The 15,127-nt window shown below is 36.7% G+C and carries 11 protein-coding genes and 2 pseudogenes; 4 read left to right on the forward strand and 9 right to left on the reverse strand.

Annotated elements, in window-relative coordinates; genetic code table 11:
* Positions 1-215 precede the first annotated feature (215 nt).
* From F6K27_RS10600 to glgX, 5 genes are all read right to left on the reverse strand, one after another.
* On the reverse strand, positions 216-479 hold the full coding sequence (locus F6K27_RS10600) for a hypothetical protein (RefSeq protein WP_161564665.1): 264 nt from the start codon (positions 477-479) through the stop codon (positions 216-218).
* Positions 480-521: 42 nt separating this feature from the next.
* The gene (locus F6K27_RS10605; RefSeq protein WP_124146753.1) at positions 522-944 is read right to left on the reverse strand and encodes an ATP-binding protein; all 423 of its coding nucleotides are present in this window, start codon (positions 942-944) and stop codon (positions 522-524) included.
* Positions 945-1,226: 282 nt separating this feature from the next.
* A complete protein-coding gene (locus F6K27_RS10610) occupies positions 1,227-2,570 on the reverse strand; it encodes a PP2C family protein-serine/threonine phosphatase (protein ID WP_287276224.1) in 1,344 nt (447 codons plus the stop codon).
* A gap of 668 nt (positions 2,571-3,238) precedes the next feature.
* A complete protein-coding gene (locus tag F6K27_RS10615) occupies positions 3,239-3,577 on the reverse strand; it encodes an anti-sigma factor antagonist (RefSeq protein WP_287276225.1) in 339 nt (112 codons plus the stop codon).
* Positions 3,578-4,029: 452 nt separating this feature from the next.
* Positions 4,030-6,150 carry a glycogen debranching protein GlgX gene (gene glgX, locus F6K27_RS10620; protein WP_287276227.1) on the reverse strand — a complete coding sequence of 707 codons (2,121 nt, stop codon included), beginning with the start codon at positions 6,148-6,150 and terminating at the stop codon, positions 4,030-4,032.
* 93 nt (positions 6,151-6,243) lie between these two features.
* On the opposite strand from glgX, the gene F6K27_RS10625 reads away from it, so the two are divergent.
* A complete protein-coding gene (locus F6K27_RS10625; protein WP_287276229.1) occupies positions 6,244-6,576 on the forward strand; it encodes a hypothetical protein in 333 nt (110 codons plus the stop codon).
* On the opposite strand, the gene F6K27_RS10630 is transcribed toward F6K27_RS10625, so the two are convergent.
* Positions 6,573-6,725 carry a hypothetical protein gene (locus tag F6K27_RS10630; protein WP_287284273.1) on the reverse strand — a complete coding sequence of 51 codons (153 nt, stop codon included), beginning with the start codon at positions 6,723-6,725 and terminating at the stop codon, positions 6,573-6,575. The two genes, F6K27_RS10625 and F6K27_RS10630, sit on opposite strands and share 4 nt — an antisense overlap.
* Positions 6,726-7,099: 374 nt before the next feature.
* Between F6K27_RS10630 and F6K27_RS10635 the strand changes: the two are divergent.
* From F6K27_RS10635 to F6K27_RS10645, 3 genes and pseudogenes are all read left to right on the forward strand, one after another.
* Positions 7,100-7,675 (forward strand): annotated as a pseudogene (locus tag F6K27_RS10635) (Uma2 family endonuclease).
* 26 nt (positions 7,676-7,701) lie between these two features.
* Positions 7,702-8,241: pseudogene (locus F6K27_RS10640) on the forward strand (Uma2 family endonuclease).
* Between the two features lie 295 nt (positions 8,242-8,536).
* A complete protein-coding gene (locus F6K27_RS10645; protein WP_287276231.1) occupies positions 8,537-9,496 on the forward strand; it encodes a DUF192 domain-containing protein in 960 nt (319 codons plus the stop codon).
* Positions 9,497-10,300: 804 nt separating this feature from the next.
* Here F6K27_RS10645 and F6K27_RS10650 read toward each other — a convergent pair.
* The 3 genes from F6K27_RS10650 to hemE all read right to left on the reverse strand — a co-directional run bounded on the left by F6K27_RS10650 (position 10,301) and on the right by hemE (position 13,817).
* Positions 10,301-11,257: an NAD(P)-dependent oxidoreductase gene (locus tag F6K27_RS10650; protein ID WP_287276232.1), complete on the reverse strand. Its 957-nt coding sequence runs from the start codon at positions 11,255-11,257 to the stop codon at positions 10,301-10,303.
* 1,266 nt (positions 11,258-12,523) lie between these two features.
* Positions 12,524-12,712 carry a hypothetical protein gene (locus tag F6K27_RS10655; protein ID WP_124144757.1) on the reverse strand — a complete coding sequence of 63 codons (189 nt, stop codon included), beginning with the start codon at positions 12,710-12,712 and terminating at the stop codon, positions 12,524-12,526.
* Between the two features lie 40 nt (positions 12,713-12,752).
* Complete coding sequence (gene hemE / locus F6K27_RS10660; protein WP_287276234.1) at positions 12,753-13,817, reverse strand: uroporphyrinogen decarboxylase; 1,065 nt, start codon at positions 13,815-13,817, stop codon at positions 12,753-12,755.
* Positions 13,818-15,127: the final 1,310 nt, after the last annotated feature.

The following is a 15,127-nucleotide window of genomic DNA, read 5'->3' on the forward strand; positions in this document are numbered from 1 at the left end:
GATAATTAGTGGGAGCATCTTGCTCGCGTTATGAATCATATCATGTCCCCTAGTGTCGTTTTTGTAAAAGTTAGCGTGAATATCTACAGGATATTTAAGTTTTTTCAGGCTTTTAAGCCTTCTTCCCTCTTACTTCTTCCTTACCCTTACCAAAGTTATGTTATAATTTTATCCATTCTTTCAACAGTAATGGTATTGATTGAACTAGGGACAAATCATCTAATGATATCAGCTACGATCGCCTCCGCTCCAATGAAAAGAAAGCGGTCGTTTTGCTGGCGCACAACTCCGTTAACGCTGCGCGATATGTTTGCGGAGTATGACCTAGGAAAAAGCGGAGCTTCCCGTAGGGTGGGATGGCGATCTTCGGAGCGGGTCTGCAAGAACGGGTCTCCTCGCCATATCCAATCGACCAAGAGAGAGGATGTATTTCGGTTTCTTTCCCATCTCCCCATCTCCCCATCTCCCCATCTCCCCATCTCCCCATCTTCCCATCTCCCTCTATCATTACGGCGACACCACTACCTAACTTGATTCACAACTAAAATATTACGATTTCGGTCACCTACTCGTTTATACATAAACTTATCAACACTGTCTTTTGCTAAATATATTCCTAATCCACCTATAGGGCGTTTATCTAAGGTTTGTTGTAAAGTTTCTTCTGTTACCATTTCTGCTTGAGTAGGGTCATAAGGTATGGCTGTATCTTCAATATAAACAGTTAAATTGTGCTCATTTATTTCTGCTTGTACAGAAATATCTCCTGCTAAACCAGCTTTATCATAGCCATGAGTAATAATATTTGTTGCTATTTCATCTACTGCTAAACGTAATTTATATGATGCTTTTTTTTCTAAACCAGCTTCTTTTCCTGCCGACATAATATACTGACCAATTTTTCCTAAAGAGTCTAGGTTAGCTGACACTATTAAAGGTTTCATAATGCTCCTTTTTTTTTAGTTTTTTTTAGTAATAATTTTCATCTTTTGTGTGGCGGGTTTAATACCCCATCGTCACCCGCAGTCCTTAAAATTGTTTTGGGTTTGAATCCCACCATGCAATTCTCCCTTCTACCTCCCCCCTTTGAAAGGGGGGAAGGGGGGGATACCTTCTGCCTTATGCCTTCTTCAATAATTTCGACGCACCGCTAATATTGTAATATCATCAAATTGTGGCGCATCATCCATATAATTAAATAAATTATCTTTAATGCGTTCCATCAATTATGAGGCATAATTAGCAGATTTTTCTACTATTTCTTTTAGCTTATTATCTGTAAATAACTTTCCATCAGGAGATTTTGCCTCAGTTACTCCATCAGTATAACCTATTAATATATCTCCCCTTTCTAAATGAACCTGCTGAATTCCAAACTGCATATTTGGCATCATTCCTACCGCAGGACCAGTAGAATTTAATAGTTGTTTTATTATACCATCTTGATTAACAATAAATAGCGGTTCATGTCCTCCATTAATATAGCTGAGTATACCCGTTTTCGGATCTAGCACCCCAAAAAATAATGTGGCAAACATACTCATTTGCCAATGTTTTTCTGCAACATAGTTGTTTGTAAGACGAACAGCTTGAAGAGCATTCTGGTGAGCTAAGTTAGTTGCATTTGACTCACCTATCCAATCAGAATTTTTAGGTTTATGTGCTTGAAGTATAGAAGCTGCTGTTCCTCGGAATTGAATTTCCCCAGAAAAAATACGAATTAAGCTGCGGAATAGAGCCATAAATAATGCTGCCCCTACTCCTTTATCACAAACATCTGCAATTACTAATCCTATTTGATTGTTATCAAATGTGAAAGCATCGTAAAAGTCTCCTGCCACTTGCTTTGCTGGATGAAAACAAGCAACTATTTCCCAATCATCCAACTTAGGAAGATCGTAGGGAAGAAAGTCTATTTGAATCTGTCTACCCTTTTCCAATTCATTGTCTAGAGCTTTGGAATAAGTATCTAGTTGCCCATAAAGTCTGGCATTTTCTAATACCAATCCTATGTGTTCCGCTATAGCTTGCATTGACTCTGCCATTCTCGAAGTAAAATGATTTGTTTGAGAATGCAGCAAGGTAATGATACCAAGCAACTCTTTTTTGCCATTGATAATTGGAACACCCAATGCTGAACGAACTATATAAGGTTGATCGGGTAAAGTCAGCCAGCGGTCGTCTTGTTCGGTATCTGTAATTAATCCTAGCTCAAGGTTGCGACTTACCCAACCTGCTAACCCTTTATCTAAAACATTACCAATTAATTGAGCACGTTGTTTGGGAGTTACTTCAGCGCGAGTCAGAATAGCATCTATAATTTTTCCAGATGCAGGATCTAGTAAAAATAAACTTCCTTTTTCTGCATTACAGGATACGTCAGCACAAACATCTAAAGTTTTTTGTAAAGCTCCTCTAATGATTCCTCCTGGTGAGCAATGACAACCTCTTGTGACTTCTATCAGTACCTTTTGAGCGAGTCGGAAAGCCACCATTTCATCTTGGAGTTTAGTCATCTCCTGACGTAGTGAGTCTATTTCTGCTCTCAAGTTTTCTTCTGTAGATACCATTGTTTCTAATACTCTTAGCCTTATTTTTAGGTAGTCCTGCATAGTAATTGTATACAGGAAAAAGGAATATATGGTACGGGAGCAAGATGCTCCCACTGCCGTGCTTCGTAAAAAATAATGACAATGCACCACCACCTATTTTTATATAGCTAGTTACTAATAGACATCTCCAATAATAAAAAATCGGCGTTGGTAAATTAGTGTATGATATAAATCTTAATTACTTAGGAGTCAGGAGTCAGAAGTCAGGAGGGAAGAAAGAAGAAGAAAGAGGAATAGAAGGAGACAGTTTTTGGGGGAGCGTAAAGGTCACGGAGTTCTATAGCGCTCTTATCCAGACTATCATACCTCAAATTACCAACGCCAAAAAATCAAATCAATGATCGTGCATAAATTATCAATTCTTTCCCCGTACTGCCTACTGCTTCTTTTCTGGAGATGTCTAATGAGTGAGAACTGACATCCTTTCTTAGAAACCTACAACTATCTGTAAAAATCTATGATTTTCTATATAGTCTTTTGCAGGTTTAATACCCCACGGTCAACGGGAGTGCTTAAAGTTGTTTGGTTTAATTCATAAGCAATTTTCCCTTGTGCTTCCCCCCTTTCAAAGGGCGAACAACCGTTCGCCCCTACTGCTGACTATTTCTTTAATGCGTAAATTTTGTTCAAATATTCTCTATTTTAGCTGCATCATATTCATCCACTAAATAAATACTTTGATCGAAACCTGTTTTCTTGATGGTATCCAGCACCATTTCTTGAACACCTACCATATAAATATCAACACCTGTTCCCATTTTTTGTTTAGAGAAAATCAATACCCGCAGACCTGCACTTGCCATATATTCTAGGTCATTCATCATTAAAACAAGTCTTTTCGGACTTCCGGCGGCTGCTTCCTCTACTTTTTCCTTAAAAGCTGGAGCAGTAGATCCGTCTAGTTCTCCAGATAAAGTGATTTTAGCGATGCCGTTTGTTGTTTCTAGAGTTGCTTCAAAAGCCATAATTTTCCCTTATTTATTAATTTCGTAATAGTTTCTGCTACTGAGCTATCTTTTTGGTTTTTCTATCATATCATTCCTGGGTTATATCATGTTTGGATAATTAGTAGACATCTCCTCCAAAATAGGGAACAGGGAACAGGGAACACCGAATAATTAATAATTAATAATTAATAATTAAATAATTCTGGTTTAAAGTCTCCCCTTTTAAGGGAAAAAAGCGGTTGATCTTCGGAGCTTACCGTCGTAGTGTGGTTGGTGTTAGCTGGGCGGGTCTGTAAGAACGAACGGGTCTCCTCCCTGGGCGACTATTGACTAAGAGAAGAAATAATATTTCCTTATATTCAATTCCGTAACAGTTAAAACCCGAGGTAATTATCAGTTATCCATTATCAATTAATGAAGGGCGAATGCCATTCGCCCCTACGACTCCTTCGTCTCAACCAGACATGATATTATTTACCTACCAAAATAACTACTGAGCGATCGCCAACTAATAACCCCTGTTGATTTTCCAGTACAGCTTCAGTTCCTGGTTCCCAAGCATCTTCTGGCGATGGACAGGCAGTATTAGCAAAAACGTGCCACTGCATTCCTTGGGGCAAACCAGGAATTTCATACAATAGAGTTTCCCAGTGCATATTCATTGCTACATAAATATAGTTATCTGGCTGTTTTCCTTCTTTAGCGTGTTTGCCACAGAGCATAAAAGCAATAGTACGGCAGCTCTCAGACCAATCTACATTCCACGCCTGGGTTCCATGCCAAGTAATATCTGCATAACCACTACCAGTATAATCTTGATTTCTGAAATGGTTGCGATTTCTTAATACTGGGTGTGCTTTCCTAAATGCAATGCAATTTTTCACAAATCTAAATAACTCAGCATTCGTTTTGAGAAATTCCCAGTTAAGCCAATTCAGCTCCGAGTCATGGCAGTAGGTATTATTATTACCATGTTTACTGCGTCCTATTTCATCTCCCATCAGCAACATAGGAACACCTTGACTAACCATCATAATTGCGATCGCATTTCGCATCTGACGACTACGCAAAGCATTAATTCCCGGGTCGTCTGTCCAACCTTCTGCTCCACAATTCCAACTTTCGTTATCATTAGCACCATCGTTATTATTTTCCCCATTAGCTTCGTTATGTTTCCCATTGTAAGAAACCATATCGGCTAAAGTGAAACCATCATGGGCGGTAATAAAATTAATAGATGTTGCGGGAGCGCGACCTTGCCAAGCATATAGGTCTGGGGAACCTTGTAATCTTTGCGCCATTTCCCCTACAGTACAATCACCTTTAATAAATTTGCGAATTGCATCGCGATACTTACCATTCCATTCTGCCCAACGTCCAAAAGCTGGAAAAGAACCAACTTGGTATAAACCTCCTGCATCCCAAGCTTCTGCAATCAATTTACAGTTAGCTAAAATTGGGTCAAAAGCCAGAGTTTCTAAAAGTGGAGGATTTGCCAATGGCGCTCCCCAGGGGTCACGACCGAGAATTGAAGCCAAGTCAAACCGGAAACCATCAATATGATATTCACTTGCCCAATAACGCAAACAATCTAATACCACACCACGAACGATGGGATTATTACAGTTAATCGTATTACCACAGCCACTAAAGTTATAGTAATAACCTTCGGGTGTTAGCATATAATATACTTTATTGTCAATACCCCGGAAAGAAATTGTCGGACCGTTTTCATTACCTTCTGCCGTATGATTGAATACAACATCTAAAATCACTTCAATTCCATTTTTATGCAGTTCTTTAATTAGAGTTTTTAACTCATCCATCTGCATCCCTGACTTGCCTGTGGCTGCATAACCTGCTTTCGGGGCAAAAAATCCGACTGTACTATAACCCCAATAATTGTAAAGCATTTCCCCTGTAATCGGGCTGGGGCGGGAATTTTCAAATTCATCAAATTCATAGATAGGCATCAATTCTACTGAATTAACACCCAATTCTTTGAGGTAGGGAATTTTTTCGCGGATGGCAGCAAATGTTCCGGGATGTTTGACTCCAGAAGAGGGATGAGCGGTAAAACTACGAACGTGCATTTCATAGATAATTTGGTCTTCTGGTGGAATTTCTAGAGGGCGGTCATTTTCCCAGTCAAAATCATCATAAGCAATTCTCGCTCGATGTTGATAATTGTCATCCCAGTTAGGAAAAACTCCCCAAACATCGCGACCCCCAATAATCTTAGCGTAGGGGTCCATGAGAATTTTACTCTTGTCGAACCATTGACCTTCCTGGAAGTTATTCGGTCCATCCATCCGGTAGCCATATTCAATATTTTCTATATTCAGGTCGAAGACAATCATACAATAAACGTTCCCAATTTTAAATTTTTCAGGAAAGGGAATTTCTGCCATTGGTTGGAGAGCACCTTTTTGAAACAATACCAATGTACAGGATGTGGCATTAGAGGAGAATATAGAAAAATTCACTCCTCCAGGCACCAGAGTTGCACCAAATGGGAAGGGTTTCCCACTACGCAGTTTGAAGTCACCGTGACTGTCGGTAGGGTGAATATCAATACGATCTAATTGCATGACTTTTGATTAAATAGATAGGGGAATAGGTTGTTGGTTATCTGTAGGTTTTAGGTAAGCTAAGAAGCATTTAGATTTTATCAGGAATTACGCATGAACGCTATTGGTAGTGGACTGACACACCTTAAATGGTGCATTAGAATAGCCAGCCAAAAGTTACTATTACCAAGACAAGCGATCGCTCTTCAACAGGCAGTCAAAAGAGAAACTTGGTTTTGTGGCGAAGTTGGAAGAAAAGCTCTCACAGAAGCGATCGAAAGGGTAAGGGAGAAACATCCTTTTTCTATTGATGCTTTTGTTTTGCTACCAGAGCATTTTCATTGTCTGTGGACTTTACCACCCAGCAATGATCGGGATTTTTCAAAGAGATTGCGATTGATAAAAACCTATGTTACTAAACATTATGGACATAGAATTAGGTATTAATCGATAAATTTCTCTGTGACGACAAAAGCGAAAAGAAAGCAATCTTTGGCAGCGTCGTTTTTGGGAACATTTAAGTCGAGATGAGCGAGATTTTGATCTGCATTGTGACTATATTCAATATAATCCCGTTCGGCATGGGTTATGTGCAAATCCCCAAGATTGGCAATTTTCGAGTATTCATCGGTTTATAGCTCAGGGAATTTATCCGGCAAATTGGGGAAGGAATGGAACTCCAGAAATACCACAAGGAATTTGGGATGAATAAAATGTACAAATATTTGGGATAAGGCTGTGGTTATGCTTCGCTAAAACACCCTACTAGACTCTTTAAATCGGCTTTTAATATCTATTACTAAACAGGGAATTTATCCGGCAAACTGGGGAAGGGATAGAAGTCCAAAAATACCCCAAGGAATTTGGGATGAATAAAATGTACAAATATTTGGGATAAGGCTGTGGTTATGCTTCGCTAAAACACCCTACTAGACTCTTTAAATCGGCTTTTAATATCTATTACTAAACCATGAATAGCTATACTATCGAATTTAACCCAATAATTGACTTAACAGATGAACAATTCTTTCAACTCTGTCAAAAAAACCAGGATTTAAGATTTGAAATAAATGCCAAAGGAGATTTAATTATTATGTCGCCGACCGGGGGATAAACTGGAAATTATAACGCTGGATTAACTTCTAAAATATGGATTTGGAATGAGCAAAGAAAGCTAGGCAAAGTTTTCGACTCATCCGCAGGTTTTAAACTCCCTAATTGTGCTAACCGTTCTCCCGATACTCCCTGGATACCTATAGAAAAATGGAATAATTTAACATCCGAACAAAGAACAAAATTTTTACCTATTTGCCCTGATTTTTTAATTGAATTAATGTTTCCTTCTGACAGCTTGTCTGAAACCAGAGACAAAATGAAAGAATATCTGTAAAATTGAATGCAGTTAGGTTGGTTAATTAATCCCAAAAATCAGCAACTAGAAATTTATCGTGCTGGTAAAGATGTGGAAATATTAGACTCGCCTCAAACATTATCTGGTGAAGATATTTTGCCTGGATTTGTTTTAGATATGACAATAATTTGGTAGTTAACTCTAGGAAATAAAGAATCAAAATGACAAATATTACTATTGAGTTTAACCCAATAATTGACCTGACAGACGAACAATTTTTTCAACTTTGTCAAAAAAACCAGGATTTAAGATTTGAACGAAATGCCAAAGGAGATTTAATTATTGTGCGGCTGATGGGGGGAGAAACTGGAATTATTAATGCTGAAATTTCTACCAATTTAGTAATTTGAAATAGACAAACAAAATTAGGATTTGGCTTCAATTATTCCGTAGGTTATCAACTCCCTAATGGTGTTAACATTTCTCCTGATTGTTCCTGGATTACCAGATAAAAATGGAATAATTTAACTCCCGAACAAAGAGATTTTTTTTTACCTTTTTTCCCTGATTTTTTAATCGAATTAATGTTTCCTTCTGACAGCTTATTCGACACTAGAGAAAAAATGACAGAATATCTGGAAAATGGAATGCGTTTAGGTTGGTTAATTAATCGAAAATCTCGGCAAGTAGAAATTTATCGTTTTGGTAAAGATGTGGAAATATTAGACTCTCTTACAACATTATCTGGTGAGGATGTTTGATCAGGGTTGGTTTTAGATATGTCAGTAATTTGGTAGTTAATTAGAATGAAAAATATTACTAATTTAGCTAAAAATTTATAACGCTTTTGAGATGGATGAACTACAATAAATTCAAAATACCAACGCGATTAAAAAAAATTGATGAAACATCCATACTACTGTAAAACAGAAAAGATATAGTAGTCGAAGGAAAGGTTAGAACATATCAAAAGCTTAAAAATCAGACTACACCAGATTTTTTCTTCCTCCTTCTTCCTTCTGCTATAACTGAAAATTGATATAAACATAAAATCTGATGACTAATATTCAAGGTACACCAGGTATTGATTTTCTCAGTGGCACTACTGAAAATGATATAATTCTTACTCTGACAAGTAAAGATATTGTCCAAGGTTTCGGGGGTAATGACCAAATCTTCGGCAATCAGGGAACTGATGTCCTTCAAGGTAATCAAGGGGATGATATTATATACGGTGGACAAGATGCTGATACAATTTTTGGAGGGCAAGGAAATGACTTGATGTTTGGAGATTTTGGCCCTGACTGGTTAATTGGTGACTTGGGCAGCGACACTATGAGTGGAGGTGAGGGTGATGATTTATTTGCTATTGGTAGACGTGGGGGTCTATCTTCTACTGGTGCGGTAAATATTACAGATGCAGATGTAATTACTGATTTTGGTAATGGTGGCGATCGCCTAATCCTAACTGGTGGCTTACAATTTAGTGAGTTGAATATTATTTCTTCTGAGAGTAATACTATTATTCAAGACCGAGTAACGGGAGAATATTTGGCAGTTTTGTCAGGGGTGACAAGTCTTGAGGAGTCAAGTTTTAGTTCTATTTTTGGTGAGGTGGAGTTGGGTCAAATGTTACCTATTTCAGCACAGGCAAGTTTTTCTGGTCAAACGGTTAGTTTGGAGGTGGCACAAACTCCACTTGAACAGGGAATAGGTTTAATGTTTAGGACTGAGTTGCCAGAGGATCGAGGAATGTTGTTTGAGATTAACCCTCCTCGGACTGTGAGTTTTTGGATGAGAAATGTGTTTATTAATCTGGATATGGTGTTTCTGAGGAATGGGGAGGTACAGGCAATTTTTTCTAATTTACCTCCTTGTGAATCTGAACCTTGTCCTACTTATGGACCTAATGTTCCTGTGGATGGAGTGATTGAGTTGAGGGGGGGAAGAGCTACTGAGTTGGGTTTAAGGGTTGGCGATCGCTTGGATATTCAGCCTGTTTTTTTGGCTATCTAATTTTTTGTGTTTTGATGGTTAGGCTAATTAACTGCTGTTTTTTTGCGTTGAATAAAAAGTCATGCGTAGGAGCGAGTTTATCCTTATAACTTCATACTATCACAATTTTTTGTGAGTTGTCTGGGGAATTTACTCTAATTTTTCTGAGCTTCACACAATGAACAATGAAGGGAGCAATTTGTTCTGAGTTTAGGATTTAAGAGCTTTCTAGTTTTTCAGTTATGGAAAATATTTCTAGTTCTCAAGATATCAGCAACAGTAGGACAAGAAGTTAGTAGTTGAAAAGTGGTGGATTAATTCAGTATTGAGTGGCGATATTTTCCACATCAATTGCCACACTCTATCTTTGTTTGAAACTCTGTGATCCTGTTTTTTGCGTTGAATAAAAAGTCATGCGTGTAGGCGAGCTTAACCTTATAGTTCTATACTACCACAGTTTTTTGTTTATTCCCAGGGAATTTCCTCTGATTTTTTTGAGCTTCAGAAAATGAAACGAACAAGTTTTTCTGACTTTAGCAGTTGAGAACTTTCTAGTTTTTCAGTTATGGAAAATATCTCTAGTTCTCAAGATGTGCCGATATTTCCCACATCATCTATCGCTAAACTTTATATTTGTTTGAAACTCTGTAATCCTGTTTTTTGCGTTGAATAAAAAGTCATGTTAAGTTACGAGTTTACCCTTATAACTTCATACTATCACAGTTTTTTGTTTATTCCCTGGGAATTTCCTCTAATTTTTTTGAGCTTCAGAAAATGAAACGAACAAATTTTTCTGACTTTAGCAGTTGAGAACTTTCTAGTTTTTCAGTTATGGAAAATATCTCTAGTTCTCAAAATATCAGCAAGAGTAGGACAAGAAATTGGTAGTTTAAAAGTAGCTGGATTAACTGGATTTTGATATGTAAAATGACGATATTCTAAACAAAATCTATCCCAAGCAGCTATTTGAATTTGAAATACTACAATTATTAGTTCTATCAACCAAGGAGACAAATTAAACTGGAAATATATTCGCTTCTTCAGATATGCACAAATTTCCGTAATTGCCTGATTAACTGTAACTGGTGTATTTCCCAAAACTAATTTCTGGAGTTCCTGAGACTGGGGTGGGTTTTCTACTAGATAAGTAACGACTCTAGCAATATCCTCAGCATGAATAAAATGGAAACTACCATCAGCTTTTAACCACCGAATTAAACCAATATATCTAATTATTTCTGGCAAACCAGAGGAAAGATGAGAATAAGGTTTTCTGTCATCTCCACCTAAAACTAAAGTAGGAAAAAGACAAGTTAGAGGAGGTACATTTTTGAGTCGAGATAACTGATACATACAGTCATATTTAGAGCGGATATAATCAGTGCCAATTTCACCAGCTTTTCTGAGTAATTTATTTTGACTATCAAGAATACTAGCTGTAGAAAAATAGATAATATTTTCACATACTTCTGGATTAAGTAATTTGACTAATTTAATTGTTTTGACAACATTTATATCAAATACTTCCTGTAAGTTTCCCCAAGCAGTAGCAATGAGAATAGCCACATTAATTTCTGAAAGTAAGTCGGAAAATCTTTCAATTTCTCGGAGATTTGCTGTTAAAAGGTTGACACCCGAACGAGCTTTATAATCAACTTTTAACTTTTCCGGGTTTCGCACTAATAAGAAAAGTTCGTGTTGAGTATTTTGAATTAATGACTCAACAATATAGTGACCGATACACCCACTAGCACCCGTTACAAAAATCCGTTTATGGCTCATAAAAAAATATTTTAAGTTTTAGATGATAGGTAAAATTCCGGTTATAAGTAATTTTTGACTCTTGATACTATCTTCTAAGACTATAGCAAATAAATTTTATGTATCCACAGAGGTGTACCCTCTTTTTTAGCTATTTTAGGTCAAAAATTTGGATTTTAGCTAAGGGGAAAAATCGGAATATGTAATACCATTTATCAAAAACTTTTCTACTTTTTTTGAGTAGGGGGGTAGGGGAGTAGGATAGCAGTAAAAATAAGAATAATTAACATTGAATTGGCTCAAATCACCAAAAAAGTGATAAAGCCAGTATTAAGTAATTAATAACTGAAGTGTTACATAAGTATAGAATTAATACATGGGAATTGGTATAATACTAATTTCATCGAATAATATTATAAATAATAGGAGTAATTGTCGGAATTTCTTTTTGATGTCCGTCAGAGTGCAAGGCATAATACCCTGCCTAAATCAAGTTTCACATTTGTTACCAAGAAACTAAATGATGAGATAAATAAGGCAATAGCAAAAAATCAATTATCCAATTCTTAGACTCTCTTTACTCCCTACTCCCTGCCCCTCTAAGTTCAGTGCAATGAGATTTTTTTTACTTGGAAGTCCCTAATAATCCCTAATAAGTTGAATAATATAGCAGTTGCCATTATTGTATTTGACATATCAAAAGCTTACCGAATAATTAAGTTTGAAAGTCTCTCCTTTAAAGGAGAAAAAAAGCGGTCGATCTTCGGAACTTTCCGAAGGTTTGGATGGCGATCTTCGGAGCGGGTCTGCAAGAACGGGTCTCCTCCGCATATCCAATCGACCAAGAGAAAAAAAATTTTCCCTATCGCGTCAATCCTCTTCTTTTCAAGGAGAGGTAATATCAAATCCGGTAGCATCGGTATAAAATCTTTTGAAGTAGGAGTCAGGAGTCAGTCCTCAGGAGTCAGGAGGGAAAAAATTTATGAAGATTTGGTAATGGTGAAGATAAAGAATGTTTTTATACCGAATTAAACGGATTTGATATAATTATTAATTGTTGAAAGTGCTTTTCATTTAAGTAGACCACAAAATTAATTATTTTGGGGTAGGGAGTAGGTAGTAGAAAAATGCACCGTTTCTGAATAAATGTATGATTTCACAGAAGGACTGAGTCAGGAGTCATTAGGTAGAAAGGAGTTTTTCGGTGACTAAATAGAAAGAAATAGGTATAGTTTGCACTATTGTTTTGGCTGAAAACTTACTCAAAGTTGACTTTCATTCCTTACTTCAGCAACGCCAAAAATGCTTTTGGGTTGCCCGTACTAACTGTAGTCTACCGAAATGAAAACCGCTATAAAACTCAGACAACACAATATTTTTCTTTCTTCCTTCTTCCCTCTTCCTTCTTCCCTCTTCCTTCTTCCCTCTTCCTTCTGCTATTAATATAGGGGCGAGTATAAACCCACCCCTAGACAAAACAAAAATTAATGGAAATCTTACATAAGGTTGAATTTAATTAAGCAGTTACTGCTAGTAAATTGCTGACCTCTTTGGCAGTTTTAAAGAAGAACTCTACATTTTCTTCAGGGGTCTTTTGCAAAACACCATGTCCTAAATTTAATATATGACCTTGGTTGCCTGCTTTGCGGATAGTTTCCAAAATGCGAGATTTGATAAACTCTTTAGAACCAAAAAGTACGCCGGGGTCTATATTTCCCTGTATGCCAATATTTTTACCTAGTCGCTGTCTTGCTTCGCCGATGTCTACTGTCCAATCTACACTAACTATATCAACACCAGTTTGGGGCATTCTCTCTAACAATCCAGCACTGCCATTAATATAAAGAATAAAAGGTGTGTTTGGATGAGTTGCCTTAACCTGTTGGACTACTCGTTTTTGATAAGGCAAGGCAAAAGTTTCATAATCTTGAGGACTAAGTTGACCTGCCCAAGAATCAAACATTTGGATGACTTGTGCTCCACTATTTATCTGGTAACGAGCATAAACGGCGATCGCGTCTGCTAGTTTGCCAAGAAATTGATGCAACATTTCTGGTTCGCAAAAGGCCATTCTCTTGATAAAAGTATAATCTTTAGAACTTTTACCTTCTATGGCATAAGCTGCTAATGTCCAAGGTGCCCCAATAAAACCTAAAATTGCTGCTTCGTTCTTAACTTCTCTTTTGAGAATTTGTAAAATTTCCCGAATAAAAGGTAGAGACTCTTCTGGTTCGATGGGGTGAAGTTGGTCAATTTGAGATTGGGTGCGAATAGGAGGGTCAATTATTGGTCCTTTACTTTCGACTATATCAAAGTCAATGCCTATTGCTGGAAGTGGGGTTAAGATATCTGAGAATAAAATTACTCCATCAGGTTTAAATGCGTGGAAAGGTTGCAGAGATATTTCCACAGCAATATCTACGTTTTCGGAACGCTCGCGAAATGAGGGGTATTTCTCTCGTAAATCTCGATAAGATTTCATGTAACGTCCTGCTTGTCTCATCATCCATACAGGTGGACGGTCTAAGACTTCACCCTTAGTTGCTCGTAATAAATATGGTAGTTGGCTTGATTCGGCCATCTTTATTTTACCTTCTACTTCTCAAATTTTTTATCTAAATAGCTAGCAAAGCATAAGGTTGGGACATAACAAAAGTCTCAAACTCAAATTTTCAAGATAGCCTTTCCCTTTTGCCTTCTGCTATATCAGTATCAGTAGGTCAATATGATTGTCCTGATTAGTTAAGTTTACAAGGACGTGACATCTGTGGAAATAGTAGACTTTGGATTGTAACGAAAGTTTACTATTAAGAAAGGGAATAGGGAGTAGGGGATAGGGGACAGGCAAAAAATATTTATTCGGAGTTGTGTCATATTAATCACTGAACTTGCTGTAAGTTATAAGAATTCGTCACTAAAATGATTAAAAAAAATGGTAGTTCGTCATAGTAATGGTATCTGAGTTAATCTTGATATTTACCTAAATTTTGATTCCTCTAAATATCCAAGAGTATTTTGATAATGAGTTGCGAAAAAATTATTTTCCCCTAGCTTCTACCATTACTTTTCACCAGTACCAAAAAAATTACTTAATCTGGCTTTTTACCAAATATCTGAAGTTTTGAGAAAGTTTAGTATTTTTGTTGGGAATTGGTATCAGACTAATTTTTATATAAATATGGATTGGTATATTTTGTGTATCTACAAATTATCAGGAACCTCTAGTTTAAATTGCCAAATTTTTAATCAATTCTGGTCTTAAAGAACAAAGTTTAATTACTATAGCAATTCCCAAGAAGCGTGAGGTACAGAATTCGTTGATTTTAGGGAGTAGGGAGTAGATCCTAGTAATTGGGGAAACTGAGAACAGACAAGAAGAAAAACAACTGTTATTGCTCGGGAGTAGGGAGTAGTTGCATACAACGTCCGTACAGAGTAGTAATTGGGGAAACTGGGAATAGAAAAGAAGAAAAATAATTGTACTTCAGTAACTTGATAAACGCTATATATTTGGTATATCTAAAAATTATTAGGAAGCTCAAATTAACATTGCCGTCTTCAAGAAGATAGTTTAATTACTATTGCTATTTAATTGTCTGTATTGTTTGTGTAAAGCACTTATAGTTTAGTTTTGCATCTGTTATTGCTCGGGAGTAGGGAGTAGTTGCATACAACGTCCGTACAGAGTAGTAATTGGGGAAACTGGGAATAGAAAAGAAGAAAAATAATTGTACTTCAGTAACTTGATAAACGCTATATATTTGGTATATCTAAAAATTATTAGGAAGCTCAAATTAACATTGCCGTCTTCAAGAAGATAGTTTAATTACTATTGCTATTTAATTGTCTGTATTGTTTGTGTAAAGCACTTATAGTTTAGTTTTGCATCTG

Source organism: Okeania sp. SIO2F5 (assembly GCF_010692685.1).
GTDB classification, from domain to species: domain Bacteria; phylum Cyanobacteriota; class Cyanobacteriia; order Cyanobacteriales; family Microcoleaceae; genus Okeania; species Okeania hirsuta.

Bases quoted from the DNA above. Each gene is read 5' to 3' on its own strand.
- F6K27_RS10600 (WP_161564665.1), bottom strand. From the start codon at position 479: ATGGGGAGATGGGGAGATGGGGAGATGGGGAGATGGGAAAGAAACCGA.
- F6K27_RS10605 (WP_124146753.1), bottom strand. From the start codon at position 944: ATGAAACCTTTAATAGTGTCAGCTAACCTAGACTCTTTAGGAAAAATT.
- F6K27_RS10610 (WP_287276224.1), bottom strand. From the start codon at position 2,570: ATGGTATCTACAGAAGAAAACTTGAGAGCAGAAATAGACTCACTACGT.
- F6K27_RS10615 (WP_287276225.1), bottom strand. From the start codon at position 3,577: ATGGCTTTTGAAGCAACTCTAGAAACAACAAACGGCATCGCTAAAATC.
- glgX (WP_287276227.1), bottom strand. From the start codon at position 6,150: ATGCAATTAGATCGTATTGATATTCACCCTACCGACAGTCACGGTGAC.
- F6K27_RS10625 (WP_287276229.1), top strand. From the start codon at position 6,244: ATGAACGCTATTGGTAGTGGACTGACACACCTTAAATGGTGCATTAGA.
- F6K27_RS10645 (WP_287276231.1), top strand. From the start codon at position 8,537: ATGACTAATATTCAAGGTACACCAGGTATTGATTTTCTCAGTGGCACT.
- F6K27_RS10650 (WP_287276232.1), bottom strand. From the start codon at position 11,257: ATGAGCCATAAACGGATTTTTGTAACGGGTGCTAGTGGGTGTATCGGT.
- hemE (WP_287276234.1), bottom strand. From the start codon at position 13,817: ATGGCCGAATCAAGCCAACTACCATATTTATTACGAGCAACTAAGGGT.